This is a genomic window from Rhizobium sp. AP16, assembly GCF_000281735.1.
Classification (GTDB): domain Bacteria; phylum Pseudomonadota; class Alphaproteobacteria; order Rhizobiales; family Rhizobiaceae; genus Rhizobium; species Rhizobium rhizogenes.
This window is the reverse complement of record NZ_AJVM01000069.1, coordinates 105725-130604: the sequence shown is the minus strand read 5'-3', so window position 1 is coordinate 130604 and position 24880 is coordinate 105725. Positions and strand designations below refer to the sequence as shown.

The window sequence follows — 24880 nt, the reverse complement described above, 5'->3', positions numbered from 1 at the left end:
AGGGCGCGGTAACTATTGAAAAGAGCGCGTGGGCTTTCCCCAATCCCGTTCGATCCGGGAAAGTCATGCGCCGATACCGAGTGACGGACGCAACATGAAATTTCTCGACCAAGCAAAAGTCTATATCAAGTCTGGTGACGGCGGCGCGGGCAGCGTCTCCTTCCGGCGCGAGAAATTCATCGAGTTCGGTGGACCCGACGGCGGCGATGGCGGCCGAGGCGGCGACGTCTGGGTCGAGGCCGTCAACGGGCTGAACACGCTGATCGATTTTCGCTTTCAGCAGCATTTCAAGGCCACCATCGGCACGCACGGCATGGGCCGCAACCGCGCCGGCGCCAAGGGTGCCGACGTCACGCTGAAGGTTCCGGTCGGCACGCAAATTTTCGAGGAAGACGAGGAAACGCTGATCTGTGACCTGACGCGGGAGGGCCAGCGCTATCGCGTCGCCGCCGGCGGCAATGGCGGCTTCGGCAACGCCTATTTCAAGTCCTCGGTCAATCAGGCCCCGGACTGGGCCAATCCTGGCCTGCCGGGCGAAGAGAAGACCATCTGGCTGCGGCTGAAGCTGATCGCCGATGCCGGTCTCGTCGGTCTGCCGAATGCCGGCAAATCGACATTCCTGGCCGCCGTCACGCGCGCCCGGCCGAAAATCGCCAACTATCCCTTCACCACGCTGCACCCCAATCTCGGCGTCGCCACCATCGACGGCCAGGAATTCGTGCTGGCCGACATTCCCGGCCTGATCGAAGGCGCCCATGAGGGCGTCGGTATCGGCGACCGCTTCCTCGGCCATGTCGAGCGCACCCGCGTGCTGCTGCATCTGGTCTCCGCCCAGGAAGAAAAGGTCGGCAAAGCCTATAAGACCGTGAAGCATGAACTCGAAGCCTACGGCAACGAGCTTACCGACAAGCCGGAAATCGTGGCGCTGTCACAGATCGACGTGGTGGACGAGGAAACGCTGAAGAAGAAGAAGCGCGAACTGGCGCGGGCCTGTGGCAAGACGCCATTCCTCATTTCCGCCATCACCGGCAGCGGCATGACGGAAGTGCTGCGCGCTTTGCGCGACATCATCGTTGAAGCCAACGGCGGCGCTGGGCAGGAAGCGCCGATGAAGGCACTGAAGGTGCGCCATCGCGATATGCAGTCCTCCGGCAATGAAGGCGAAAGCGAGGACAACAGCGATCGCGATGACGAGGAGCAGCAGGGATGACTGCCCGCAAGTCGCTCGATCGCTACCGCCGCATCGTCATCAAGATCGGCTCGGCGCTTCTCGTCGACCGCAAGACCGGCTTGAAGAAGGCCTGGCTCGACGGCATGTGCGCCGATATCGCCGCGCTGAAGGCCAAAGGTGTCGATGTCCTCGTCGTCTCCTCCGGCGCCATCGCGCTCGGGCGCTCGGTGCTCGATCTTCCCTCCGGTGCCTTGAAGTTGGAAGAAAGCCAAGCGGCAGCCGCCGTCGGCCAGATTTCGCTAGCGCGTGCCTGGTCGGAAAGCCTGTCGCATGACGATATCGTCGCCGGCCAGATCCTGCTGACGCTCGGCGATACCGAGGAGCGCCGCCGCTATCTCAACGCGCGCGCCACCATCAACCAGCTTTTGAAGATCGGCGCCGTGCCGATCATCAACGAGAACGACACGGTCGCCACCAGCGAAATCCGCTATGGCGACAATGATCGCCTGGCCGCCCGCGTCGCCACCATGACCGGCGCCGACCTGCTGATCCTGCTGTCTGATATCGACGGGCTCTATACCGCCCCGCCGCATCTTGATCCGGAAGCCAAGTTCCTGGAAACAATCGCCGACATCACGCCCGAGATCGAGGCGATGGCCGGCGGTGCGGCCTCGGAACTGTCGCGCGGCGGCATGCGTACCAAGATCGATGCCGGCAAGATCGCCACGGGTGCCGGTTGCGCCATGATCATCGCGTCGGGCAAGACCGATCGTCCCTTGAACGCCATCGCAAACGGCGCGCGTTCCTCCTGGTTCGCACCATCGGGCACGCCTGTTACCGCCCGCAAGACCTGGATTGCCGGACAGTTGCAGCCGGCCGGCGAACTGCATGTCGACGAGGGTGCCGTCACAGCACTCGGCGCCGGCAAGAGCCTGCTGCCCGCTGGCGTGCGCAAGGTCACCGGTCATTTCGGCCGTGGCGACACCATTGCTGTTATCGGTCCCTCGGGCCGGGAAATCGCCCGTGGCCTTGTCGGTTACGATGCCGAGGAAGCCCGCCAGATCACCGGCCGCAAGTCGGCTGAGATCGAGGCGATCCTCGGATATGCCGGCCGCGCCGCCATGGTGCACCGCGACGACCTCGTCATGACCGCGTCCGTCAAGACGAAGGCCGAAAAACTGAAGAAGGATGAAGCTCATGCTTGATACTGTCGCACAAAGCCCCGACATCGATGCGCTGATGAATGATATCGGCCGCAAGGCCCGGGCTGCGTCGCGACCGTTGGCATTCGCTTCGACCGAGAGCAAGAACAGGGCGCTCGCCGCCATGGCGGACGCCATTCTCGCCCGCAAGGATCATATCCTCGCCGAGAATGCCAAGGATCTGAAGGATGTCGAAGGCACCGATATCCTCGCCTCCTTCGTCGACCGCCTGACACTCACTGAAAAGCGCGTCGCCGAGATGGCCGAGGGCATCCGCGCCATTGCCGCGCTGCCGGATCCGGTGGGCGAAGTCATCGCCGCCTGGGATCGGCCGAACGGGTTGAAGATCGAGCGCGTCCGCACGCCGCTCGGCGTCATCGGCGTCATCTTCGAAAGCCGCCCGAACGTTACCGCCGATGCCGGCGCGCTGTGCCTGAAGGCCGGCAATGCCGTGATTCTTCGCTGCGGCAGCGATTCGCGCCGCTCGTCGCAGGCGATCCTTGAATGCCTGGTCGAGGGCCTGAAGGCAGCCGGCCTGCCGGAACATGCGATCCAGCTCGTGCCTGTCACCGACCGCGCTGCTGTCGGTGCCATGCTGCGCGGGCTGGAGGGCACAATCGACGTCATCGTGCCGCGCGGCGGCAAAAGCCTGGTGGCGCGCGTGCAGAGCGAAGCCCGCGTACCGGTCTTCGCCCATCTCGAAGGCCTCTGCCACGTCTATATCGACGCCTCCGCCGATCTCGATATGGCCAAAGCGATCGTCGTCAACGCCAAGATGCGCCGCACCGGCATTTGCGGCTCCGCCGAAACGCTGTTGGTTGACGCCAAGGCGGCGCAGACACATCTGAAACCCTTGCTTGATGGGCTGACTGAGGCCGGCTGCGAAATCCGCGCCTCCACCGAGGTGCTTCGCCTGGTGCCGGGACTGAAGACGGCCACGGAAGAGGACTGGTCGACGGAATATCTTGACGCCATCATCTCGGTCACTATCGTCGATGGCATTTCCGGCGCGATCGACCATATCAGCAGATATTCGTCCAATCACACCGAAGCGGTGATTGCCGAGGACCCAGCAGTGGTCGAGCGCTTCTTCACCGAGATCGATTCGGCGATCCTGCTGCACAATGCCTCGACGCAGTTCGCCGATGGTGGCGAGTTCGGCATGGGCGCGGAAATCGGCATCGCCACCGGTAAGATGCATGCGCGCGGGCCTGTCGGCGTCGAGCAGCTCACCTCCTTCAAATACCGCGTGCACGGCACCGGACAGATACGGCCCTGACGTGCTGAAAGAAGAGATCGATTACCACCATCTGCGCATGCCGCATGCCGAACGCGGCATGGTGGTCGGTCTTTTCGGCGGCTCTTTCAATCCGCCGCACCAGGGCCATGCGCTGGTGGCCGAAATCGCCATCCGCCGGCTTGGCCTCGACCAGCTCTGGTGGATGGTGACGCCGGGCAATCCCCTGAAGAGCCGCAACCATCTGGCGCCGCTTGCCGAGCGCATCGACCTTAGCGAGGCGATCACCCACGATCCGCGCATCAAGGTAACAGCTTTCGAGCAGACGCTCGGCATGAGCTACACGGCCAATACGCTCGCCTACATCAAGGCGCGCAACACCCATGTCCATTTCATCTGGATCATGGGCGCCGACAGCCTCAATACGTTTCACCGCTGGCAGAAATGGCAGGAGATCGCCCGCACCTTCCCGATCGCCGTCATCGACCGGCCGGGATCGACGCTGTCCTATCTCTCCGCGAAGATGGCCAAGACGTTTCAATATGCCCGCGTCGACGAAGACGATGCCCGCGTTCTCTGGAAGAAGCGGGCGCCCGCCTGGACCTTCATCCATGGCCGGCGCTCGACGCTAAGCTCGACGGCCTTGCGCGCCGCGCAATAATGGCGTTCGCACAGGATCAAGCCAGATTTTCAGGAAAAACCTCCAGAAATGAAAAGCCCGACGGGGGAGGAGATCCGTCGGGCTTTCAAACCTGACCAGCAACAGGGAGGAGGAGAGTTGCCGATCGTTATCGGAAGGCATTGGGAGGAGGAGATCGCCGTTCCGATGCTTAGGTTTTACCAGATTTGCCCGAAAGATAAATCGCCGATAGCGCAATGCAGCAATGCACACAGATCATAGCTCTGAAAAATCCCTGCCCAAAAAACGCTTCTTTTACATCATCCGGAGCTACGAGCAGGCGATTCCAAAAATCATACTTTTGCGTATTGTCGGCGAAAACGCACGATTCGTAACGTTGCGTCTCAGGTCGTGAGCGTTCGCCATTGTCTTGGGCGATTATAGTCATGCATTTTCGTGACATCAAAGTCCCTCAATATGCACAGAGAATGGAAAACCCCATTAAATTCGTGTGGTTACGGCTGGCAGTGGCGCTATGCTTTTTCAGATATATCCCCTAGCCAAGCTTCCTCGGCCGTTATATCTCTCGAGATATCTCGACAATCTCTGGGAGAAATATGATGGCCACCGGTCGCCGCCAATGGTTTAAACTTGCAACTGCCGCCCTCTCCGCCGCCTGGCTTGGCCTGTCGGCCATTCCGGCACCGGCGTTTGCCGCCGACAAGATCACCGTCTTTGCCGCCGCCAGCATGAAAAACGCGCTCGACAACATCGACGCCGCCTTCACCAAGGAAACCGGCAAGCAGGTCACCGTCTCCTATGCGGCAAGCGGACCACTGGCCAAGCAGCTTGAGAATGGCGCACCCGCCGACGTCTTCATCTCCGCCGACAAAAACTGGATGGACTATGTCGCCGAGAAGAAACTGATCAAGGATGATAGCCGTGTCGACCTGCTCGGCAACAAGCTCGTCCTCGTCGCCGCCAAGGACAAGGCAAAGCCTGTCGAGATCAAGCAGGGCACGGACCTTGCCGGCCTTCTCGGCGACGGACGCCTAGCGATTGGCCAGCCGGAATCGGTACCGGCCGGCAAGTATGGCAAGGCCGCGCTCGAAAAGCTCGGCATCTGGTCGTCCGTCGAAAAGAAGGTCGCCGGCGCTGAAAGCGTACGCGCTGCCCTCGCTCTGGTTTCGCGCGGCGAAGCACCCTATGGCATCGTCTACCAGACCGACGTTTCCGCCGATCCGGGCGTCGCCGTCGTCGGCACCTTCCCGGAAGACAGCCATCCGCCGATCGTCTATCCGATCGCGATCACCGCCAGCAGCACCAATCCGGACACGCAGGCCTATGTCGACTATCTGAAATCGGCTAAGGCTGTTCCGTTCTTCGAGCACGAAGGCTTCACGGTCCTGAAGCGTTGAGCCCCATCGTTCGACCATAGGCAAGAGCTTATCCCTCCAGGCTCGCCGGCTGATGGCGAGCCTGAGATATTTTTGCGAGGCGGGACTTGGACGCATTGGGTTTGAGCAGCGACGAATGGACGGCGATCGAGCTGAGCCTGCGCGTCTCGACCGTCGCCATGCTGGTGAGCCTGCCCTTCGGCATCGCCGCCGCGCTATTGCTTGCCCGCGGCAAATTCTGGGGCAAGTCGATCCTCAACGGCCTCATTCATCTGCCGCTGATCCTGCCGCCGGTTGTCACCGGCTTCATCCTACTCATCCTCTTCGGCCGCAAAGGCCCGATCGGCTCATTGCTCGACCAGTATCTCGGCATCGTGCTCTCCTTCCGCTGGACGGGTGCGGCCCTTGCCTGCGGCGTCATGGGTTTTCCGCTGATGGTCAGGAGCATCCGCCTGTCGATCGAGGCGGTCGACCGCAAGCTTGAGGAGGCGGCCGGAACGCTCGGCGCCAGTCCGCTCTGGATCTTCCTCACCGTCACCCTGCCGCTGATCCTGCCCGGCATCATCGCCGGCATGATCCTCTCCTTCGCCAAGGCGATGGGCGAGTTCGGCGCCACCATTACCTTCGTCTCCAACATTCCCGGCGAAACGCAGACCCTGTCCTCGGCGATCTACACCTTCACGCAGGTGCCGGGTGGCGATGCCGGCGCGATGCGGCTGACGATTATCGCCATCATCATCTCCATGGCAGCTTTGCTCGCCTCGGAATTCCTCGCCTATCTCGCCGGCAAGAGGGTGGATTTCGAATGACGCTCTCCGTCGATATCCGCCATCGGTTGGGCGCCTTCTCGCTTGACACCGCCTTCACTACCGACGGCGGCGTCACCGCGCTCTTCGGCCGCTCCGGCTCCGGCAAGACCTCGATGATCCGCATCATCGCCGGCCTCATCCGCCCCGACCATGGCCGCGTCAGCCTCGACGGCGACGTGCTTGCCGATAGCGATAAGCGTCTCTTTATTCCGCGCCACCGCCGCCGTTTCGGCTATGTCTTCCAGGAGGCGCGACTGTTTCCGCATCTTTCCGTGCGACAGAACCTGAATTATGGCCGCTGGTTCGCGCCGAAGAACGAGCGCGGCGAAAGCTTCGATGGCGTCATCGATCTCTTGGGCATCGAAGCTCTTCTCGATCGGCAGCCGGGAAAACTCTCCGGCGGCGAAAAGCAGCGCGTCGCCATCGGCCGCGCGCTCCTGTCCTCGCCCCGACTGCTGTTGATGGATGAGCCGCTGGCCGCACTCGACGAAGCCCGCAAGGCCGAGATACTGCCCTATCTCGAACGGCTTCGCGACGAAACGAAAGTGCCGATCATCTATGTCAGCCACTCGATTGTCGAGGTGGCGCGGCTGGCGAACCGCGTCGTCGTCATGCGCGACGGCAAGGTGGAGGCGATGGGACCAGCGGTCGAGATCTTCAGCGAGCTTTCCGGCCCGCAGGCCAGCGACCGTCGTGAAGTAGGCGTCCTGCTTGAGGGCCGCGTCGAGCATATCGACCGCCAACACCGCCTGACCATCGTCGCACTGAAGACGGCAAAGCTCTTCGTGCCCGGCGAAGCCACCGGCATCGGCAAGACCGTTCGCGTCCATATTCCCGCCCGCGACGTCATGCTGGCAACAGGCAGGCCGGAAGGGCTCAGCGCCCTCAACATTCTCGGCGGCTGCATATTGGGGATGGGGGCTGCCGCCGACGGCACGGTCGAGGTGAAGGTCGATTGCGGTGGCGACATCGTGCTTGCCCGCATCACGCAATTTTCCGCCGAGCGCATGGATCTGCGTGTTGGCCTGCCCATCCATGCGGTCATAAAGACCGTGGCGCTCGAATCGTAAAATCGATCAGGGCTTCGTGGACTGCGCCGCAATGGCCTCGCCATCGCTGCGATTAGCCTCCAGCCATTCGAGGTCGCCGGCGATTGCCGCGCGCACCGCGCCTTCCATGGAGCGGAACCGCTGCAACAACTCCTCGCCGAACGGCGTCAGCACCGCGCCGCCGCCCTTCTGGCCGCCGCGCTGCGATTCGACCACCGGCTCCCGGAACATGTGGTTCAATTCGCTGATGAGCAGCCAGGCGCGGCGATAAGACATGTCCATGGCGCGGCCGGCCGCCGAAATCGAGCCGGTTTCGCGAATATGCTCGAGAAGCTCCATCTTGCCGCGCCCAAGCCGCTCCTGCCCAGAAAAATGGACACGGAGGACAGGCTTCAGGGATTGTTGCAGAGCTTTGGTCATGGCATCGGGGCGTTTCGGTCTGCTCTCGTGTATACGCGGCCTTCGCCCGCCTGTACATGGCACGCAAGTTCGGCGGATATTGCCGCGCAGGAAGCCTTGATCGGACCCTTCAGCGAACAATTGCCCATATATGGTGCTAAAGAGCCGGCCTTTGATACAAAAGCGTGTCTTCACGGCCAATAGATAACGACCGGCGTCTTGAAACCTTTATGCTTTGATGCCTATCTTTATAGTGTGATCGACTCAGATCACCTATGTGCATGTTCTGTTACTCAAGGAAGGAAAAGCACTGACAACAGTACACGCCAAGGGAAGAACGCCTGTCGTTATCCCGAAGAGCCCGGAACGTGGCGTCGATGCCGCCGCCCGAGCCCTGCAAGCCGTCCTCGTTAGCCTCGAGGACTCCAAGGCCGAAAATATCGTCACTATCGACATTGCTGGCAAATCTGCGCTTGGAGACCACATGGTCGTCGTCTCCGGACGTTCGAACCGCCATGTCCTGGCGATTGCCGACCACCTGACCACCGATCTCAAGGACGAAGGCCTGGGTTCTCCCCGCGTCGAGGGCCTGGAAGGCGGCGACTGGGTGCTGATCGACACCGGTGACATCATCATCCATGTGTTCCGTCCTGAGATCCGCGAGTTCTACAACATCGAGAAGATGTGGGCCGCGCCTGACCTCGACGAGGGCACGTTGCACTAACCGGTTCCCGGAAGCACTTCCCGGCCCCGGCAGGCTATTTTGAAGCGCCGGACATGATTGTCCGGCAACAGTCTATATGCGTGCCGCTATGACGGCGGATATGCTTGGGAGTGGGAATGCGAATAGGTCTTTTTGCCGTGGGACGGTTAAAAACCGGCCCTGAAAAGGATCTTGCGGCCCGTTATCTCGACCGTTTTGCCAAAGCTGGCCCGGCGATCGGGCTGGAATTGGCGCGGATGACCGAAGTGGCCGAAAGCCGCGCCTCGAACGGCGAGACGCGTAAGCGTGAGGAAGCGGTTCTGCTGCAGAAAGCGCATCCGGACGGCGGCATCCTCATTCTCCTCGACGAGCGGGGCAAGGCGCTCGACAGCGAAGCCTTCGCCGCTTTGCTCGGCACCTTCCGCGATCAGGGCAAGCGCGACCTGACGATCGCCATTGGTGGCGCCGACGGCCTCGACCCCTCCCTTTATGACAGAGCCGACGCCACCATCTGCCTCGGCAAGATGACCTGGCCGCACCAGCTTGTGCGTATTCTCATTGCCGAACAGCTCTACCGCGCCGTCACCATTCTGTCGGGGCATCCCTACCACCGGGTTTGACGGTCCGTCGGCGAGAATCCAGCCGCTCGAAAACAGTTTGGCTTTGCGCTGTTTTGCGTTAACGGAACGCTCACACAGGCGTGTTTTGATTCCCGCCGAAAAAGTCATGATGCTTCCTAGGTAATCGCGGCAAATCAGCTTATTTTCACGCGATCTAAAGGGACCAAGCCCGAACCGACTGGATGAGAAAAACCCCGCCCACGTTTTCCCGCCTGCTGCTGCCATCCCTGGCGGTGTGTTTTGGCGTGGGTGCCTATGTGACCGGGCCATTTCAGTTCCAGGACGTGGCGCTCGCGCAGGAAGATGGCGGCATGGCGGCGCAGGCGCCAAGCGATCAACCTGCCGCAGCACCGCCATCGATGGGACCAGCGGAACAGGCCCCGGATCCAGCGGCCGAACTTGCCCGCAAGCGCGACGAGACCCGCGCGGCACTGGAGGATCTGTCGAAGACGATCAGCCTTTCCTCCGACAAGACCAAAGCCTTGACGGACAGTATCGCCGCGCTCGATAAAAGCACCGCCAGCCTGCGCCAGGCCCTGATCGACAGCGCCACCCGCCGCAGGGATCTGGACCGCAAGATCCAGCAGAGCGAAAAGACACTGACCGATCTCGCGGTCAAGGAAGACAAGATCCGCAAATCGCTGCACGATCGCCGCGCGCTGCTGGCCGAAGTTTTAGGTGCGCTGGAGCGCATGGGCCGCAACCCGCCGCCGGCGCTGCTGGTGACGCCCGACGATGCGCTTGCCTCGGTGCGCAGCGCCATCCTGCTCGGCGCCGTTGTCCCCGGCATGCGCAAGGAGACGGACAAGCTCATCGCCGACCTGACCGACCTCACCAAGCTGCATACCGCCACCGCCACCGAGAAGGCCGACCTCACCACCACCATGACCAACAGTCTGGAGGAAGAACGGCGCATGGACATGCTACTCAGCGAGAACGACAAGCTCAGCCATGAGAACGCCGCAAAACTCGATGCCGAGCGCAAGCGCTCCGAGGAACTGGCCGGCCAGGCGACCAGCCTCGAGGGCCTTGTCGCCTCGCTCGAAAACCAGATCGGCTCGGTGCGCGACGCCGCCGCCGCCGCGCGGGCGGAACAGGCCCGCCGCGAGCAATTGACCGACCAGCAGCGCGAGCAGGCCAAGGCTCTGGCCGAAAGCGGTGTGCCCGATAAAAACCGCATTGCGCCCGCATATCCGTTCTCCGATCTTAAACGGAAATTGGAGCTGCCTGTGGCGGGCGATATTCTCCGCCAGTTCGGCGACGACGACGGTACGGGACATACGGCGATGGGCGTTACGCTCGCAACCGGCCCCGACGCACTCGTCACCGCTCCTGCCGATGGGACAGTCGTTTACGCCGGCGCGTTTCGCAGCTACGGCCAGATGGTCATTCTAGACACGGGCGACGGCTACCATATGGTGCTGTCGGGTATGGACGCGATCAAGACGCGTCTGGGCAAATTTGTTTTCGCCGGCGAGCCGCTCGCGGTGATGGGCCAAAAAAGAGTCGCTAGTGCGACTGCATTGGCGCTGGAAACAGATCGACCAACGCTTTACATTGAATTTCGAAAAGATGGGAAGCCGGTCGATTCTCGACCCTGGTGGACCTCAAAGGATACTGGAAAGGCACGCAATGATACGTAGGGCTTCTCTTGTTCTCGTTGGCGCATTGATGGGTGCGACCGCGATGAGCGTTATCTACACGGCGGTAGTGCCGGCGGAAGCCGCTGGTTCTTCCACGTACAAGGAATTGTCGATTTTCGGCGATGTCTTTGAACGTGTGCGCGCGCAGTATGTGACGCCGCCCCAGGAAGACAAGCTGATCGAAGCCGCCATCAACGGCATGCTGACCTCGCTTGACCCGCATTCGAGCTATATGAATGCCAAGGATGCCGACGACATGCGCACCCAGACCAAGGGTGAATTCGGCGGTCTCGGCATCGAAGTGACGATGGACAACGACCTAGTCAAGGTCATCACCCCCATCGACGACACGCCCGCCGCCAAGGCTGGCGTTCTCGCCGGCGACTACATCACCGCCATCGATGGTCAGTCCGTACGCGGCCTGAAGCTGGAAGATGCCGTCGAGAAGATGCGCGGCGCGGTCAAGACGCCGATCAAGCTGACGCTGCTGCGCAAGGGCGCCGACAAGCCGATCGAACTCACCATCATCCGTGACGTGATCGCCGTTGCCGCCGTCAAGTCGCGCGAAGAGGGCGATGTCGGCTATCTTCGCATCATTTCCTTCACCGAAAAGACCACGCCGGATCTCGAAGCCGCGATCACCAAGATCAAGAAGGACATCCCGGCCGACAAGCTCAAGGGCTATGTCCTCGACCTGCGCCTCAATCCAGGCGGCCTGCTCGACCAGGCGATCAATGTTGCCGACGATGTGCTGGAGCGTGGCGAAATCGTCTCGACCCGCGGCCGCAATCCGGATGAAACCCGCCGCTTCAATGCCGGCCCGGACGACATCACCGACGGCAAGCCGATCATCGTGCTGATCAACGGCGGCTCGGCTTCGGCTTCGGAAATCGTCGCCGGCGCCCTGCAGGACCTGCGCCGTGCTACCGTCGTCGGCACGCAGTCCTTCGGCAAGGGCTCGGTCCAGACGATCATCCCGCTCGGTGACGGAAACGGCGCGCTGCGTCTGACGACGGCGCTCTATTACACGCCATCGGGCCGCTCCATCCAGGGCACCGGCATCACGCCTGACATCAAGGTCGACCAGCCGCTGCCGGACGATCTGAAGGGCAAGCTGGTAACCGAGGGCGAATCCAGCCTACCAGGCCACATCAAGGGCCAGAGTGAAACCGACCAGGGCTCCGGCTCGGCCGCCTATGTGCCGCCGGATCCGAAGGACGATCTCCAGCTCAACTACGCGCTCGACCTGCTGCGCGGCGCCAAGACCGATCCGGCCTTCCCGCCGAATCCGGAAAAGGCGGTTTCCTCCAAATAAGGAAACAGCGCCGGGCTGGAAACAGACCCGGCGCTTTTCATATCCGGGGCGAGGTGACCGGTCTCATCTTGCTTCCGCCGCCGGAATGAGCGCGATCTCATTCGACATCTATTCGGATCATGCTTTCGTGTTTTGAGTCTGGGGCAGACAGTTTCCCGCTTGGGGTGGATACGGACTTTGGGAACGGATTTGCATGCACCGCTCGGCCAGAACCGCGGACCGGACCGTAAGCGGCGGCGGCCGCCCTTCGGGCGCATCCTTGCCGGCTTCTGTCTGATCGCAATCGCCAGCTTTTCCCTCTATTCGGCGTTGTTGCGCGATACTCTCCAGAAAACCCCGCCGCCGGTCGAGACAGCCGAGAAGACGGCGCCCACGCCACCGGCTGACACTAGACCCGCCGCGGCCGATCAGCCGAGCCTGACTGAGGTCGATCCGCAATCCGGCGCCAATACCTCTCGCATCGTCACCAGCGATGGCTCTGTGGTGACCATGTTCAGCCCGACCGCGCGCGACGGCAGCGGCCCGGTGCTGATCAATGCCAACCAGATCGGCCAGGATCCGCGCATGGCGGCAACGCCGAACGAAAGCCTGCTGGAGGATTCACCCTTCGGCAAGCTGCCGATCACAGCGCCAAGCGGGCTTAGATCAATGGACCAATATGCCCGGCCCTGGTCCGGCGCCCGCGGCACCCGCGTCGCCATCGTCGTCAGCGGCCTCGGCCTTAGCCAGACCGGCACGCAGCGCGCCATCGAGAAGCTGCCGGAAGAAATCACCCTCGCCTTTGCCGCCAGCGGCAACAGCCTGCAGCGCTGGATGCAGGAGGCGCGGCGCGGCGGCCATGAGATCCTGATCCAGGTGCCTTTCGAGCCTTTCGACTATCCCGGCAACAATCCCGGGCCTGAGACGCTTTTGACCTCGCAATCGGCGGCGAAGAACATCGACAACCTGCACAAGGCCATGGGCAAGATCACCAACTATACCGGCGTGATGAACTATCTCGGCGGGCGCTTCCTGTCGAACACCGACGCCCTGCAGCCCGTCATGCGCGATATCGGCAAGCGCGGCCTGCTGTTCCTCGACGACGGCTCGTCCGCCCAATCCAAATCCGGCACCGTCGCCAAGGCGCTGGAGACACCGCATGCTTTCGCCGACATGCAGCTTGATGGCGAATTGCAGCAGGATGCCATCCTGAAGAAGCTCGACGAGCTGGAGCGCATCGCGCGTCGCAATGGCACGGCGATCGGCGTCGCATCCGCCTTCGACGAGAGCATCGACGCCATCAGCAAATGGAGCCAGGAGGCAGCCATGCGCGGCATCGAGATCGTTGCCGTCTCGGCACTTGCCGACGACCCTAAAGCAATTCCAGGAAAAGTGCGTTAGCGGTTTTCTGTCCGGAATTGCGCAGAAACAATAAGCTAGAGCGCTGAAGCGCTCTAGACACCCCTGACCCCCAGAGGACAAGATGAGCAAAACCAACTCACCCATCAAAGCCGAAGACCTGCCCTATCGCCCCTGCGTCGGCATCATGGTGCTGAACCGCGAGGGGCTGGTCTGGGCCGGCAAGCGCATTCCGATCGGCAATTCCGAATATGACGGCTCACCGCAGCTCTGGCAGATGCCGCAGGGCGGCATCGACGCCGGCGAGGATCCGCTGGAGGCAGCCTATCGCGAGCTCTATGAAGAGACCGGCATGAAGACGGTGACGCTGCTTGCCGAGGCAAAAGACTGGATCAACTACGATCTGCCGCCGCAACTGATTGGTATCGGCCTCAAGGGGAAATTCCGCGGCCAGACCCAACGCTGGTTCGCCTTCCGCTTCGATGGCGACGAGAGCGAAATCGCCATTAACCCGCCGCCCGGCGGCCATGAGCCAGAATTCGACGCCTGGGAATGGAAGCCGATGGCGGAGTTGCCCGGCCTGATCGTCGCCTTCAAGCGCCCGGTCTACGACCAAGTGGTTGCTGAATTCCAGCACCTGGCAGGCCTGAAGGCCGAAGACTGACGCAAGTTGGGATCCGGCCGTCTCGAAAAGCGGCCGGATCCGAATGCGATTATTCGGCGGTATCGGCCGAATCGGCGTTGAGCTGGCCGTATTTGGCCTCGCCGATCTTACCGAGCAGTTCGAGCTGGGTTTCCAGGAAGTCGATATGACCTTCCTCGTCGATCAGCAGCTGTTCGAACAGCTTCATCGACACATAGTCGCCGGCGTCATGACAGATGTCGCGCGACTTCTTGTAGGCGGTGCGGGCGTCGTATTCGCCGGCAAGATCCGCTTCCAGCACTTCCTTGACATTCTGGCCGATGCGCAGCGGTGCCAGCGTCTGCAGGTTCGGATGTCCTTCTAGGAAGATGATTCGGGCGACGAGACGGTCGGCGTGCTGCATCTCCTCGATGGATTCCGCACGCTCCTTCTTGGCAAGCTTGGTGTAGCCCCAATCTTCGAGAAGCCGGTAATGAACCCAATATTGGTTGACTGCGCCGAGCTCGAGGAACAGAGCCTCGTTAAGCCGCTCGATGACTTTTTTGTCGCCTTTCAATGTCCGCTCTCCTGTTTTCTTCATGGAATTTTTTCAGGCGGGACATGAAATCAAATATTTCGGCTTCCGTCGAGTGGCGACGGGCATGATAGTCTTCGGTTGTCTGTATAATGATATCAACGACATTCGGGAAACAACCGCAGCAACGGCCGCGCTTCGACATGGCGTGATACACCTTGGCGGGGACGATGAGCTGCCAACAGTCCTCATCCAGGAACTCGTTGATGACGTCCCGGATTTCCTTGTCGGTGATATAATTACAGCTACAAACCAGCATTCTTCGCTCAGTCCGTCAAACATGACATTTGCTATCCTGTTATCTGCGAAAGAAGAGGGTTCTTGTCAAGTAAAGAATCGATTCATTTTTCGTTAGGCAAAGCTCGGGATATCGCCCTACGAGGGAGCGACATCCCGCTTTTCCCCAGACTTCAATGAAAATTGCGGCCTCGCGGCATGACTCTGGCCGTCCCGGCAATATCGCCGCGGCCATCCGTCGCGATCTCGCCAGCCAGGCTTTGCGCCGACCGGCCATCCTCCACAAGTCGTTTCCTCTGCCGATGATCCATGGTTGGACGCAGGGCCTCGTCCGCCCGGTCACTGACGCCGAAACGCCGGGCTTCGCGCTGCAGAATGCCGAGCGCCGGGGTCATGTCCTCGATATAATCGACCACCACATGGATGACACCGCTCTCACTCTGCAGGCGGCCACGGATCTTGACCAGCCGGGCACCCATGACGATGGCGCGGTATTTCTCGAACATCTTCGGCCAGACGATCGCATTGGCAACGCCGGTCTCGTCCTCGAGGGTCATGAAGATCACCCCATTCGCCGAGCCCGGCCGCTGGCGCACTAGCACCAGTCCCGCCACCGTCACCATGCGCCCATTGGCGATAGTGGGCAGATCCCGGGTCTGTACGATGCCCATGCGGGCGAAATCCGCGCGTAGGAAAGAAACCGGATGTGCCTTCAGAGACAGCGAGAGATAGCGATAATCCTCGATCACCTGCTCGCCGGGCAGCATCTCCGGCAGCGAAACATCTGCCTCGACCTGCAGGTCGGCGCGATCGGCTAGATCGAAAAGGGGAAGCTTTTCGGCGGCACTTTGCGCATCCAGCGCCCTGACGGCCCACAGCGCCTCGCGGCGCTCAAGCCCGATCGACCGGAAGGCATCGGCATCGGCAAGCCGCTCGATGGCGGACTTGGCAAGGCCGGAGCGCAGCCAGAGATCGCGCACGGAGGCATAGCCAGAGCCGCGACGGGCAACGAGTTCACCCATATCGGTTTCCGATAGCCCTTTGACCTGCCGGAAGCCGAGACGGACGGCTCGGTTCGTTCGGATCACTTCCCGCATCGGCGCATGACGGGGCTCGATCGCATTCCTGTCGAAACGCGCCTCCTCCAAAAGCGAATCCCATTCCGACCGGTTGATATCCACCGGCCGCACCTCGACGCCATGTTCTCGCGCATCGCGTACGAGCTGCGCCGGCGCATAGAAGCCCATCGGCTGCGAATTCAACATCGCTGCGCAGAAGACATCGGGATAATAGGTCTTGATCCAGGAAGACGCATAAACGAGGAGGGCGAAGGAAGCCGCGTGGCTTTCCGGAAAGCCATATTCGCCGAAGCCCTTGATCTGCTCGAAGCAATTCTTGGCGAATTCACGGTCATAGTTGCGAGCAACCATGCCTTCGACCATCTTCTTCTCGAAGGTATGGATAGTACCGGTTCGCTTGAACGTCGCCATCGCTCGGCGCAGCTTGTCGGCCTCGGCAGGCGTAAAACCTGCGGCCGTAATGGCGATCTGCATGGCCTGCTCCTGAAACAAGGGGACGCCCAGCGTTCGCTTCAGAACCTCCTTCAGCTCAGGGCTCGGATAGTCGAGATCCTTTCCCGCCCGATCAGCCTCCCGTCGCTTGAGATAGGGATGCACCATATTGCCCTGGATCGGCCCAGGCCGAACGATCGCCACCTCGATGACCAGATCGTAAAATTTGCGGGGCTGGAGACGCGGCAACATGCTCATCTGCGCCCGGCTTTCGATCTGGAAGACGCCGATAGTGTCGGCGCGACAGATCATGTTATAGACGGGTATGCGGTCGGGATATTCGCCACTCCCAAGATCGGCAAGCTGCTTCTTTACATCATAATGTAGCAGAAGGAGATCGAAAGCCTTGGCAAGGCAGGTGAGCATACCCAGCGCCAGAACGTCGATTTTCAAGATATTGAGACTGTCGAGATCGTCTTTGTTCCACTCGATCATATAGCGATCTTTCATCGCCGTATGCATAATCGGCACGACTTCATCCAGCCGGTCCCGGGTGATGACGAAACCGCCGACATGCTGGGTCAGATGGCGCGGAAACCCCATCAGCGTCGAGGCATAGGAGAGCACGCGCTTCGTCGTCTTGTCCTTGAGATCGAGGCCCGCCAGCCGTGCCTCGCGCTCGGACAGCTCTTCCGTCGACCAGCCCCAGACGCCGCTCGCCAAGGCCGACTGCACATCCTCCGACAGGCCGAAGGCCTTCGCCACTTCGCGGCCGGCCGAACGCGCCCGATAGCTGGTGACCGCCGCCGTCAGTCCGGCATGCTCCTTGGAATAATGGTCATAGATGAACTGGATGACCTGATCGCGCTTCTCGTGTTCGAAATCGACGTCGATATCCGGCGGTTCCTCGCGTTCCGTCGAGATAAAGCGCTCGAACAAGAGTGTTGTGATCTCCGGATTGACCTCGGTAATCCCAAGGCAATAGCAGACTGTGGAATTGGCGGCGGACCCACGCCCCTGACAGAGAATATTCCGACTACGGGCATATTCCATAATGCGATGCACCGTCAGGAAATAAGGCTCGTATTGCCGCTCGCGGATGAGCGCGAGCTCATAATCGATCTGCTTGGCGACCTTTTCGGGAATCTTATCGGGATAACGCCGTTTCGCGCCTTCCCGCGCCAGCCGCTCCAGCGTTTCCGATACGGTCTCGCCCGGAACGCTTTCGTCGGGATAATTGTGCTTCAGCTCATCCAGCGAAAAAGACAGCCGATTGAAGAATTTCTGCGTATTGGCAATGGCCTTCGGATAGTCCCTGAAAAGACGCGCCATCTCGGCCCCACCCTTCAGATAGCGCTCGGCATTGGCCGCGAGTTTGAAACCGGCTTCAGCGATCGGCACATGTTCGCGGATCGAAACGACGATATCGGCAAGCGGCTTGCGTTCGGTTGCGTGATAAAGCGGCTCGTTGCTCGCGATCAGCCGCACGCCGTTTCGAAGCGCCAGGATAGAAAGGGTCGCAAAAACCAGTCGATCCCGCCCGTCATAGGCAGGCGACAAGACCATATGAAGCTTCCTGCCGAAGCGCATCCAAAGCCGCGCAAGACATTCCTCCAGCTTTGCCTGTCCTTCCGGTGTCTCCACGCTCGCCGCATCTGGAACGAGCGCCAGCATCATCTCGTCGCCCCATTCCAGCAGGTTGCTTTCGTTCAGGATGCAAACGCCTTTTTCGCCACGCAGATTGCCGGCACTCAGCAACCGGCAGAGATGCGCCCAACCCTGGCGGTTCTGTGGGAAAGCGAGAATGTCGGGTGTGCCGTCCGAAAAGACGAGGCGGGCGCCGGGCTGAAAGCGATAGCCATGCTGCTTGGCAATGACATGCGCCTTGACCACGCCGGCGACGCTGTTGCGATCGGCAAGGCCAAGGCCGGCAAGGCCGGCGATCTTCGCGCCCAGCACCATCTCTTCCGGATGCGAGGCACCTTCGAGAAAGGAGAAGTTCGACCGTGCTCCGATCTCGAAAAAAGGGGCCGACCCGGAAAAGGACGGATGGCCGCTCACGCGAAAACCCCATGCATATACCAGCCCGGCGCAGCATCCTGCCCATAGAGCCCCTTGCGAAACAGCCAGTAGCGATGACCGTCCTCGTCCTCAATGCGGAAATAATCACGCTCCGGGACGTCTTCCGCTTCCTCGATCCACCATTCCGCCGCCAGCCGCTCCGGCCCTTCGGCCCGCAAGACCCGATGCATCATCCGCCGCCAGCGGAACTGCCGGGGTGGGCCATCAGGCACCTCGGCGGCAAAGGCCTCGATCGGCTCCGGCGTGCGAAACAGCCGGAGCGGCCGTTCGCCCCGGAAAAAGCCGTGACCGGCATCTTCGCTGCCCGTCCGCCTGCGAGTAGCGAGGATGTCCATGGCCGGCACCGGCCGGGCGGCCCGCTCGGGAATATGGCTTTGCCGCAACTCGAAACCCTGCAGGCAATCCGGCCCCAGCCGCGCCGCAACCCGGTCGGCGAAGGCGGCAAGCGACGTGCCCTGCCGGTCCTCCTCGACGAAATCGCCCTGCATCGCGTCGAAAGGCGCATGCTGCAGGACGTTCAGACGGACGATCTCGAAGCCGTATCCGACATCGAGATCGTCATGAATGGCGGTAAAGCGCTCGGTGAACAGGCCGGCGACCCGCCGCGGCTCACGCAACGGCTGCGACGCGCCGGCAGCAATGCGGAACACCGCGCCGTCGACCCTAAACAGCAGGAGTTCGAACAAGCGGCCGCCGACACCGCGCGCTTCCAGCCCCGGCTTCAGGGTTTCGGCAAGCTCGCGGGCCAATTGCAAGATTTCGGCCTCGGCCTGCACCGGCTCAGCAAGCCGCCGCTCGGCTGACAATTGCGCGACCGGCCGGCGCGGCGAGATCGGTTCCTCAGTCAGGCCAATGGCCTGATCGAGCCGCAGAAGCAGTTGCGCGCCGAAACGGCGGGTGAGTGGCGCCCGCGGCGCGACAAGAAGATCGCCCACCTGCTTCAACCCCAGCTTCTGCAATGCGGCGACGGTTTCCTCGCCGAGCCTCAGCGACGCGACCGGCAACGGCGCCAGCGCCTCTTCCATGGCGTCCGGCGGGACGACGCGGCTGTCGTCAAAGCGGGCAACCGCCCAGGACAGGCCCGGCGCCGAGGAGATGGCGCCACGAACGTCGAGACCAAGCCCGGAAATGCGGATCAATATATCCTCGAGCAGTGCCTCTTCGCCGCCGAAAAGATGGGCGCAGCCGGTAATGTCGAGAAAAAGCCCGTCCTTGCCGTCGATCGCCACCAGCGGCGTATAACGATCGCACCAGTCGGCGATCGCCTCCAGCAGCTTGCGGTCTGCCGCCGGATCCTCTTCGATGACGTCGAGAGCGGGACAGATTGCCTTCGCCTCGGCAACACCCAGGCCGAGCTTCAGCCCGATGATCTCCGCCTTTTCGTTGAGCGCGGTGAGCCGCATGGCATTGCTGAGCTTGCCGGCGCAGGCGAGCGGCGGCGCTTCAAGCCGGCCGTCTGTACGCCAGGACAGGCCCCAGCGCTTGCGGGCGATCCGGTCGGTCGGCAGATGCGGGAAGGTCAGCGCCAGAATGCGCTGCGTATTCGTCGGGAAAGGCAGGACGCTGAGCGTCGGGGACAGGGGAAAACTGGCGGTCATGGGCATTCCATTCCAGGGTTATGGAAAAAGGCGCCGGGTTACGGCTCTTTTCCAGGGTGAGATGAAAGGCCGGATGACCGATGCTACCGCCAAGCATCGATCCGTCCGGTAGAAGCCGCGCCAAAGCCGGCGCGGGTTCGACGCAGAGGCGGAAGAGGGCGCTGCTTGCCTCCTCCTCGCCCCCCTGCCGCAATAAGAACAAAGGCCGTCCCGCCGCCTTGGCCCGAAGCGCGAGCCGCCGGCTTTCGGTCAGGCCGAAACGGGCCGGATTGCCGCGCACTTCCAGGATGACGACCGCAAAGGCAGCACTTGCGAGTGCCGTCTCCGCCAGCCACAACGCCTCTTCCAGCTTGCGCGGCGAGGCCTGCAGGAAAGCGGACGGTTCCAATCCGAAATCCCTGATGCCGATGGGGTAGGGCAGGCCCGCCTCCATCGCCGCGACCGTGTCACCGATCCATAGAACCGGCGCCACAGCCGCGGTCTTGCCGGCGGCTTGCGCCCCAAGCCGCGCGGCAAGAGCAAACGTGAAAGCGCTGGCCGCACCCGCATGACGCAAGGCCAGCGAACGGATTTCCGTCAGTGCATCGAGCGGCACACCGCCCTGCATCGCCTCATCGAGATCGACAACCCCGATCGCAAGCAGCGACTGGGCAGCATCCGCCTGACCGGCATCAGGTTCCATCGCCTGCGTCTCATGCGCAGCCGCTGACAGCGCCGGTATCGGCCTGCCTTCCAGTCGGGCGATGGTTTCACGCAGGGCAAAAAGCGTTTCCCGCGCCACGGCGGTCTCGGCCATGACGTTAGCTCCAGATCAATTATGTTCCTGTTATGTTCTTATGGATTCCAGAGGTCGAGGAAAGAGTCAACATGATTCTATGAGAAAATATTCCTCTGCCACAATCGGCTCTCGAAAAAGCCGAGCAAAGGCTCTATATGACCAGCTACGGAAGGAAGCATTCATGGCCCGCATTGACCAGAGCGAGGATTGGCGGGACCGCCACGCACCCTCAATCAGCACGTTTGAATCACTGGCCACGGAGGCTTACAGCCACCTACCGGACGAATTCCGTTCGCTCACCGGCAATCTCATCATTGTGATCGAGGATTTTCCAGACGACGACGTGTTCGAGGACATGGCGCTGGAAACGCCCTTCGACCTGCTCGGCCTGTTCGAAGGTCGCGGCATATCCGAGCGCTTCACCGCCCAGACCGGAGAAATGCCGAACAAGATCCGCCTCTATCGCCGGCCGATCATCGATTACTGGGCGGAAAACGAGGAAACCCTCGGCGACATCATCACCCATGTCCTGATCCACGAGATCGGCCATCATTTCGGCCTGAGCGACGAGGACATGGAGCGCATCGAGGAAAGCGCGGAAGAAGCGACGGATCGCTAGAAGAGCAGTCCTATTGCTGCACGCCTATTGCTCGGAAAGCTTGATCTCAGGATCATAATCCTTGCCGACAACTTCCTTGACGACCGCCTGGCCGCACTGCATCACGCCGGTCGCGGCGTTGAAGCTATAGGTCGGCGAGCCCGAGAGATCCCAGCCCTTGTTCAGCGCGGCGGTCACCCTGTGGCAGAAGGAAGCGTCATCCGGTCCGGTGAGGAAGCGATAGAGTTTCATCGAAGCGTCTTTCGTAACATCTCGGCCTCACCCTCAACTTGCCGAAGGGCGATGGCGTTTTGCAATCAGGCGAGCTTTATGAACCAGTCTCTCCGCCTGGACAAGATGCAGCCGCTCGACCATGCGGCCGCCGAGATTGACGACATTAAGGCTCGCGGCGGCGGGATCGGAAAAGGCGGCGATGATCGCCTCCGCCTCGGCAATCGCCGTCTCGTCCGGCCCGAAATGCCGATTGGCGGCCTCGATCTGGTTCGGGTGGATCAGCATCTTGCCAGCAAAGCCCATGGCGCGACCTTCGTCGCATTCGGCGTCCAGCGCCTGCATATCCTTGAAATCGTTGAAGACGCTGTCGATGGCGTCGAGCCCGTAGGCGCTGACGGCCAAAATCACCTGCATCAGCCAGGGCACCAGATAGGCGCGACCCGGCTGCGGCAATACCCCGGTCTCCTTGCGCAGATCGTTGAGACCGACGACGAAGCAATCGAGCCGGCTTCCCGGCGTGCGTCCGGCCTCGGCAATGGCGGCCGCATTCAGAATGCCGCGCGGCGTCTCGATCATCGCCCAGATGCGCAGGCTCTCCGGCGCATCCGCCTCGGCAAGCCTATCGCTGACGACAGTCACATCCTGCGGTCCGTCGACCTTGGGCAGAAGTACCGCATCGGGTTCGAGTGCCAGCACCAGCTCCAGGTCGTCGGCGCCAAAACCGGATGACAGCGTATTGATGCGGATGATCCGCTCCTTGCCGACAGGCGGCGGGCCGGCAAAAAAGACCTTCAAATTCTCCCGCGCCTCCGCTTTCTTCTCCGGCGCCACGGAATCCTCGAGATCGAAGATGATCGCATCGCAATCGAGGCTGACGATCTTTTCAAGCGCGCGAAGGTTGATCGCGGGTACGCTCAGCACCGAGCGGCGCAGGCAGACGGAACGGGGAGGGGCAGCTCTACTCATCCTCCAGTTTTGCCGCGCTTTCAATCTCTAGGCAAGATGACAATGGCGCGACAACAAAAAGCCACGCTCCTCTTGCAGATGGGAGAAGAGAGGACCACATTTCCATGAGTAGAGAGGTCTCGACCATGAAAAACATCCGTTCCTTGTTTATCGCGCTTGCCGGCATCACCGTGTTTGCGGCGATGGCGCTGTTTACCGTTTCGCTGACGCTCGCCGTCGGCGGCATCCTCACCGCGCTTATGGTGGGCCGCGCGATTTCGCTGCGGATGAAGCCGGTTCCGGTGCGCGCCAGGGCGAACAACGGTCAGCGCGAGATGCGCGTCTGGAACGACGGTCGCGGCACGATCATCGATCTCTGATATCGGGCAGGGCGGCGTCTTGCCGGGCCCGAGGCGCTTGTGCGCGCAATTCCCAAATTGCAGCACCGCGACGGATGCGCCCACCTGCGGAGCATTTCCAAGATTCCCCTTCATTTTGGGCCGGATTTGCGCTATTGGCAGGATAATTCGTGCATAGACGAAAATTGAAGGCAGGACCTATGGACAAGTTCGTGAAGTTGACCGGTGTCGCAGCACCCCTCCCGGTCGTCAATGTCGACACCGACATGATCATCCCGAAGGATTATCTGAAGACCATCAAGCGCACCGGTCTCGGAACGGGATTGTTCGCCGAAGCCCGTTACAATGAAGACGGATCGCCGAACCAGGATTTCGTGCTCAACAAGCCGGCCTATCAGAACGCCAAGATCCTCGTCGCCGGCGATAATTTCGGCTGCGGTTCCTCGCGCGAACATGCTCCCTGGGCGTTGCTCGACTTCGGTATCCGTTGCGTCATCTCGACCAGCTTCGCCGATATCTTCTACAACAACTGCTTCAAGAACGGCATCCTGCCGATCAAGGTCAGCCAGGAAGATCTCGACAAGCTGATGGACGACGCCTCGCGCGGCTCCAACGCCATCCTGACGATCGACCTGGAAAACCTCGAGATCACTGGCCCGGACGGCGGCTCGCTGAAGTTCGAACTCGACGAATTCAAGCGCCACTGCCTGCTGAACGGCCTCGACGATATCGGCCTGACGCTGGAAAAGGCATCCGCGATCGACAAGTTCGAAAAGTCGAACGCCGCCGCTCATCCCTGGGCTGCCTGATCGATTTCATCATAATATTTGCGTGTCAAAGCCGGGCTGAAAAGCCCGGCTTTTTCTTATGCCTCGGCGTATAAAGGTCATGAGATCCGGTCGGCTGTAATATGCCCGACAAGAAGCAGGTTCATACAGCCTCTGCGGAGCGCCCAGAGGCCGCTCCCGTCCCCGATTTTCTCCCCCTACTGGAGCATTCCATGACCTCCCTTCCCATTGTCGGCGCCGCCATGACGCTCACCGACGTCGAAACCCATCGCGGCTGGCTGCTCGAAAAGCCGCGCGACCTGGAACTGCAGAGTTTCGTTGACGCCGAAATCCTGAATGGCGACTGGGCGCCGCTTGCCGAGCGTGCCAGAAAACTGCTCGACGGCCATCAGGGCCGTCTCGGCATCCACGGCCCGTTCTGGGGCTTCATCATCGCCTCGCAGGATCCCGATATCCGCGCCGTGGTTTCCAAGCGCCTCCTGCAGGCGCTGGACGTCTGCGCCAATATCGGCGCGACGCAGATGGTCATCCATAGCCCCTATACGTCCTGGTCCTACAACAACCTGGACAACAACAAGGGCGAACGCGAAAAGATCATCGAACATACGCACCTGACGCTGAAGGACGCCGTCAAGCGCGCCGAAGACATCGGGCTGACCATGGTCATCGAGAACATCGAGGACAAGGATCCGCATATCCGCGTCGGCCTCGCCGACAGCTTCAATTCGCCGGCTGTTGCCGTGTCGATCGACACCGGCCATGCCCATTATGCCCATGGCTACACCGCCGCGCCGCCAGTCGACTACTACGTCCACGCCGCCGGCAACCGCCTGCAGCACATCCACCTGCAGGACGCCGACGGCTATGCCGACCGCCATTGGAGCCTCGGCGAAGGCAACATCCACTGGCGCGCCGTCTTCGCCGCCCTTGCCAAGCTCGACAGCAATCCGCGCCTGATCATCGAGATCAAGGACAAGTCGAAGATCCCGGCATCGGCCGCTTATCTGGCCTCACTGGGGCTGGCTGAGTAA

Annotated in this window: 25 protein-coding genes and 1 pseudogene; 17 read left to right on the top strand and 9 right to left on the bottom strand. The window is 61.5% G+C overall.

What is annotated here, in order from left to right:
• Positions 1-94: 94 nt before the first annotated feature.
• From obgE to PMI03_RS22970, 4 genes are read left to right on the top strand one after another with little or no spacing between them, the layout of a single operon-like run.
• A complete protein-coding gene (gene obgE / locus PMI03_RS22985; protein ID WP_007698842.1) occupies positions 95-1210 on the top strand; it encodes a GTPase ObgE in 1116 nt (371 codons plus the stop codon).
• On the top strand, positions 1207-2376 hold the full coding sequence (gene proB / locus PMI03_RS22980) for a glutamate 5-kinase (RefSeq protein ID WP_007698833.1): 1170 nt from the start codon (positions 1207-1209) through the stop codon (positions 2374-2376). The genes obgE and proB overlap by 4 nt, the downstream gene beginning before the upstream one ends.
• On the top strand, positions 2369-3652 hold the full coding sequence (locus PMI03_RS22975) for a glutamate-5-semialdehyde dehydrogenase (RefSeq protein ID WP_007698830.1): 1284 nt from the start codon (positions 2369-2371) through the stop codon (positions 3650-3652). Before proB ends, PMI03_RS22975 begins: the two co-directional genes overlap by 8 nt.
• A 37-nt stretch (positions 3653-3689) precedes the next feature.
• Positions 3690-4271, top strand: coding sequence for a nicotinate-nucleotide adenylyltransferase (locus PMI03_RS22970; RefSeq protein ID WP_012652975.1), 582 nt, complete (start codon positions 3690-3692; stop codon positions 4269-4271).
• Positions 4272-4440: 169 nt separating this feature from the next.
• Here the strand turns inward: PMI03_RS22970 and PMI03_RS31865 are convergent, their stop codons facing one another.
• Entirely contained in the window at positions 4441-4677 is a 237-nt protein-coding gene (locus PMI03_RS31865) for a hypothetical protein (RefSeq protein WP_309574474.1), read from the bottom strand.
• A gap of 172 nt (positions 4678-4849) precedes the next feature.
• Here PMI03_RS31865 and modA point away from each other — a divergent pair, with 172 nt between their 5' ends.
• The 3 genes from modA to modC all read left to right on the top strand — a co-directional run bounded on the left by modA (position 4850) and on the right by modC (position 7505).
• Positions 4850-5647 (top strand): molybdate ABC transporter substrate-binding protein, encoded by a 798-nt coding sequence (modA, locus tag PMI03_RS22960; protein WP_007698824.1) that lies wholly within the window; start codon positions 4850-4852, stop codon positions 5645-5647.
• 86 nt (positions 5648-5733) lie between these two features.
• Positions 5734-6435: a molybdate ABC transporter permease subunit gene (gene modB, locus PMI03_RS22955; protein ID WP_007698821.1), complete on the top strand. Its 702-nt coding sequence runs from the start codon at positions 5734-5736 to the stop codon at positions 6433-6435.
• Positions 6432-7505 carry a molybdenum ABC transporter ATP-binding protein gene (modC, locus tag PMI03_RS22950; RefSeq protein WP_007698817.1) on the top strand — a complete coding sequence of 358 codons (1074 nt, stop codon included), beginning with the start codon at positions 6432-6434 and terminating at the stop codon, positions 7503-7505. Before modB ends, modC begins: the two co-directional genes overlap by 4 nt.
• A 6-nt stretch (positions 7506-7511) precedes the next feature.
• Here the strand turns inward: modC and PMI03_RS22945 are convergent, their stop codons facing one another.
• Positions 7512-7904: a winged helix-turn-helix domain-containing protein gene (locus PMI03_RS22945; protein WP_007698813.1), complete on the bottom strand. Its 393-nt coding sequence runs from the start codon at positions 7902-7904 to the stop codon at positions 7512-7514.
• A gap of 260 nt (positions 7905-8164) precedes the next feature.
• On the opposite strand from PMI03_RS22945, the pseudogene rsfS reads away from it, so the two are divergent.
• The 6 genes and pseudogenes from rsfS (at position 8165) to PMI03_RS22915 (ending at position 14166) form a co-directional block, all read left to right on the top strand.
• Positions 8165-8607 (top strand): annotated as a pseudogene (gene rsfS / locus PMI03_RS22940) (ribosome silencing factor).
• A gap of 116 nt (positions 8608-8723) precedes the next feature.
• The gene (gene rlmH, locus PMI03_RS22935; protein ID WP_007698806.1) at positions 8724-9206 is read left to right on the top strand and encodes a 23S rRNA (pseudouridine(1915)-N(3))-methyltransferase RlmH; all 483 of its coding nucleotides are present in this window, start codon (positions 8724-8726) and stop codon (positions 9204-9206) included.
• Positions 9207-9388: 182 nt separating this feature from the next.
• The gene (locus PMI03_RS22930; RefSeq protein ID WP_007698802.1) at positions 9389-10849 is read left to right on the top strand and encodes a murein hydrolase activator EnvC; all 1461 of its coding nucleotides are present in this window, start codon (positions 9389-9391) and stop codon (positions 10847-10849) included.
• The gene (locus PMI03_RS22925) at positions 10839-12164 is read left to right on the top strand and encodes a S41 family peptidase (RefSeq protein ID WP_007698794.1); all 1326 of its coding nucleotides are present in this window, start codon (positions 10839-10841) and stop codon (positions 12162-12164) included. The genes PMI03_RS22930 and PMI03_RS22925 overlap by 11 nt, the downstream gene beginning before the upstream one ends.
• Before the next feature lie 177 nt (positions 12165-12341).
• A complete protein-coding gene (locus tag PMI03_RS22920; RefSeq protein ID WP_007698790.1) occupies positions 12342-13544 on the top strand; it encodes a divergent polysaccharide deacetylase family protein in 1203 nt (400 codons plus the stop codon).
• An 82-nt stretch (positions 13545-13626) separates the two neighbouring features.
• A complete protein-coding gene (locus PMI03_RS22915; protein WP_007698787.1) occupies positions 13627-14166 on the top strand; it encodes an RNA pyrophosphohydrolase in 540 nt (179 codons plus the stop codon).
• Between the two features lie 49 nt (positions 14167-14215).
• Here the strand turns inward: PMI03_RS22915 and bfr are convergent, their stop codons facing one another.
• The 5 genes from bfr to PMI03_RS31370 all read right to left on the bottom strand — a co-directional run bounded on the left by bfr (position 14216) and on the right by PMI03_RS31370 (position 20943).
• Positions 14216-14701 (bottom strand): bacterioferritin, encoded by a 486-nt coding sequence (bfr, locus tag PMI03_RS22910; protein WP_007698784.1) that lies wholly within the window; start codon positions 14699-14701, stop codon positions 14216-14218.
• Positions 14667-14978 carry a bacterioferritin-associated ferredoxin gene (locus PMI03_RS31175; protein ID WP_007698781.1) on the bottom strand — a complete coding sequence of 104 codons (312 nt, stop codon included), beginning with the start codon at positions 14976-14978 and terminating at the stop codon, positions 14667-14669. Before PMI03_RS31175 ends, bfr begins: the two co-directional genes overlap by 35 nt.
• A gap of 151 nt (positions 14979-15129) precedes the next feature.
• Positions 15130-18528 carry an error-prone DNA polymerase gene (locus PMI03_RS22900; RefSeq protein WP_007698778.1) on the bottom strand — a complete coding sequence of 1133 codons (3399 nt, stop codon included), beginning with the start codon at positions 18526-18528 and terminating at the stop codon, positions 15130-15132.
• Positions 18525-19952 (bottom strand): DNA polymerase Y family protein, encoded by a 1428-nt coding sequence (locus PMI03_RS22895; protein ID WP_007698775.1) that lies wholly within the window; start codon positions 19950-19952, stop codon positions 18525-18527. Before PMI03_RS22895 ends, PMI03_RS22900 begins: the two co-directional genes overlap by 4 nt.
• A gap of 40 nt (positions 19953-19992) precedes the next feature.
• On the bottom strand, positions 19993-20943 hold the full coding sequence (locus tag PMI03_RS31370) for an ImuA family protein (protein ID WP_007698773.1): 951 nt from the start codon (positions 20941-20943) through the stop codon (positions 19993-19995).
• 163 nt (positions 20944-21106) lie between these two features.
• On the opposite strand from PMI03_RS31370, the gene PMI03_RS22885 reads away from it, so the two are divergent.
• Entirely contained in the window at positions 21107-21544 is a 438-nt protein-coding gene (locus PMI03_RS22885; RefSeq protein WP_007698770.1) for a metallopeptidase family protein, read from the top strand.
• Between the two features lie 24 nt (positions 21545-21568).
• Here PMI03_RS22885 and PMI03_RS22880 read toward each other — a convergent pair whose 3' ends face one another.
• Together PMI03_RS22880 and PMI03_RS22875 are read right to left on the bottom strand one after the other, a co-directional pair.
• Positions 21569-21775, bottom strand: coding sequence for a DUF1737 domain-containing protein (locus PMI03_RS22880; protein WP_007698767.1), 207 nt, complete (start codon positions 21773-21775; stop codon positions 21569-21571).
• 33 nt (positions 21776-21808) lie between these two features.
• Positions 21809-22723 (bottom strand): CoA ester lyase, encoded by a 915-nt coding sequence (locus PMI03_RS22875; protein ID WP_007698766.1) that lies wholly within the window; start codon positions 22721-22723, stop codon positions 21809-21811.
• 125 nt (positions 22724-22848) lie between these two features.
• Here PMI03_RS22875 and PMI03_RS22870 point away from each other — a divergent pair, with 125 nt between their 5' ends.
• The 3 genes from PMI03_RS22870 (at position 22849) to PMI03_RS22860 (ending at position 24880) form a co-directional block, all read left to right on the top strand.
• A complete protein-coding gene (locus PMI03_RS22870; protein ID WP_037219472.1) occupies positions 22849-23082 on the top strand; it encodes a hypothetical protein in 234 nt (77 codons plus the stop codon).
• A 179-nt stretch (positions 23083-23261) separates the two neighbouring features.
• Entirely contained in the window at positions 23262-23870 is a 609-nt protein-coding gene (gene leuD, locus PMI03_RS22865) for a 3-isopropylmalate dehydratase small subunit (protein ID WP_007698764.1), read from the top strand.
• Positions 23871-24061: 191 nt separating this feature from the next.
• Complete coding sequence (locus PMI03_RS22860; protein ID WP_007698763.1) at positions 24062-24880, top strand: sugar phosphate isomerase/epimerase; 819 nt, start codon at positions 24062-24064, stop codon at positions 24878-24880.

Bases quoted from the DNA above. Each gene is read 5' to 3' on its own strand.
- modC (WP_007698817.1), top strand. From the start codon at position 6,432: ATGACGCTCTCCGTCGATATCCGCCATCGGTTGGGCGCCTTCTCGCTT.
- rlmH (WP_007698806.1), top strand. From the start codon at position 8,724: ATGCGAATAGGTCTTTTTGCCGTGGGACGGTTAAAAACCGGCCCTGAA.
- PMI03_RS22875 (WP_007698766.1), bottom strand. From the start codon at position 22,723: ATGAGTAGAGCTGCCCCTCCCCGTTCCGTCTGCCTGCGCCGCTCGGTG.
- leuD (WP_007698764.1), top strand. From the start codon at position 23,262: ATGGACAAGTTCGTGAAGTTGACCGGTGTCGCAGCACCCCTCCCGGTC.
- PMI03_RS22870 (WP_037219472.1), top strand. From the start codon at position 22,849: ATGAAAAACATCCGTTCCTTGTTTATCGCGCTTGCCGGCATCACCGTG.
- PMI03_RS22860 (WP_007698763.1), top strand. From the start codon at position 24,062: ATGACCTCCCTTCCCATTGTCGGCGCCGCCATGACGCTCACCGACGTC.
- proB (WP_007698833.1), top strand. From the start codon at position 1,207: ATGACTGCCCGCAAGTCGCTCGATCGCTACCGCCGCATCGTCATCAAG.
- PMI03_RS22895 (WP_007698775.1), bottom strand. From the start codon at position 19,952: ATGCGGCTCACCGCGCTCAACGAAAAGGCGGAGATCATCGGGCTGAAG.
- modA (WP_007698824.1), top strand. From the start codon at position 4,850: ATGGCCACCGGTCGCCGCCAATGGTTTAAACTTGCAACTGCCGCCCTC.
- PMI03_RS22880 (WP_007698767.1), bottom strand. From the start codon at position 21,775: ATGAAACTCTATCGCTTCCTCACCGGACCGGATGACGCTTCCTTCTGC.
- obgE (WP_007698842.1), top strand. From the start codon at position 95: ATGAAATTTCTCGACCAAGCAAAAGTCTATATCAAGTCTGGTGACGGC.
- PMI03_RS22915 (WP_007698787.1), top strand. From the start codon at position 13,627: ATGAGCAAAACCAACTCACCCATCAAAGCCGAAGACCTGCCCTATCGC.
- PMI03_RS31865 (WP_309574474.1), bottom strand. From the start codon at position 4,677: ATGACTATAATCGCCCAAGACAATGGCGAACGCTCACGACCTGAGACG.
- PMI03_RS22925 (WP_007698794.1), top strand. From the start codon at position 10,839: ATGATACGTAGGGCTTCTCTTGTTCTCGTTGGCGCATTGATGGGTGCG.
- PMI03_RS22970 (WP_012652975.1), top strand. From the start codon at position 3,690: ATGCCGCATGCCGAACGCGGCATGGTGGTCGGTCTTTTCGGCGGCTCT.
- PMI03_RS22945 (WP_007698813.1), bottom strand. From the start codon at position 7,904: ATGACCAAAGCTCTGCAACAATCCCTGAAGCCTGTCCTCCGTGTCCAT.
- PMI03_RS31175 (WP_007698781.1), bottom strand. From the start codon at position 14,978: ATGCTGGTTTGTAGCTGTAATTATATCACCGACAAGGAAATCCGGGAC.
- PMI03_RS31370 (WP_007698773.1), bottom strand. From the start codon at position 20,943: ATGGCCGAGACCGCCGTGGCGCGGGAAACGCTTTTTGCCCTGCGTGAA.
- PMI03_RS22930 (WP_007698802.1), top strand. From the start codon at position 9,389: ATGAGAAAAACCCCGCCCACGTTTTCCCGCCTGCTGCTGCCATCCCTG.
- PMI03_RS22885 (WP_007698770.1), top strand. From the start codon at position 21,107: ATGGCCCGCATTGACCAGAGCGAGGATTGGCGGGACCGCCACGCACCC.
- PMI03_RS22975 (WP_007698830.1), top strand. From the start codon at position 2,369: ATGCTTGATACTGTCGCACAAAGCCCCGACATCGATGCGCTGATGAAT.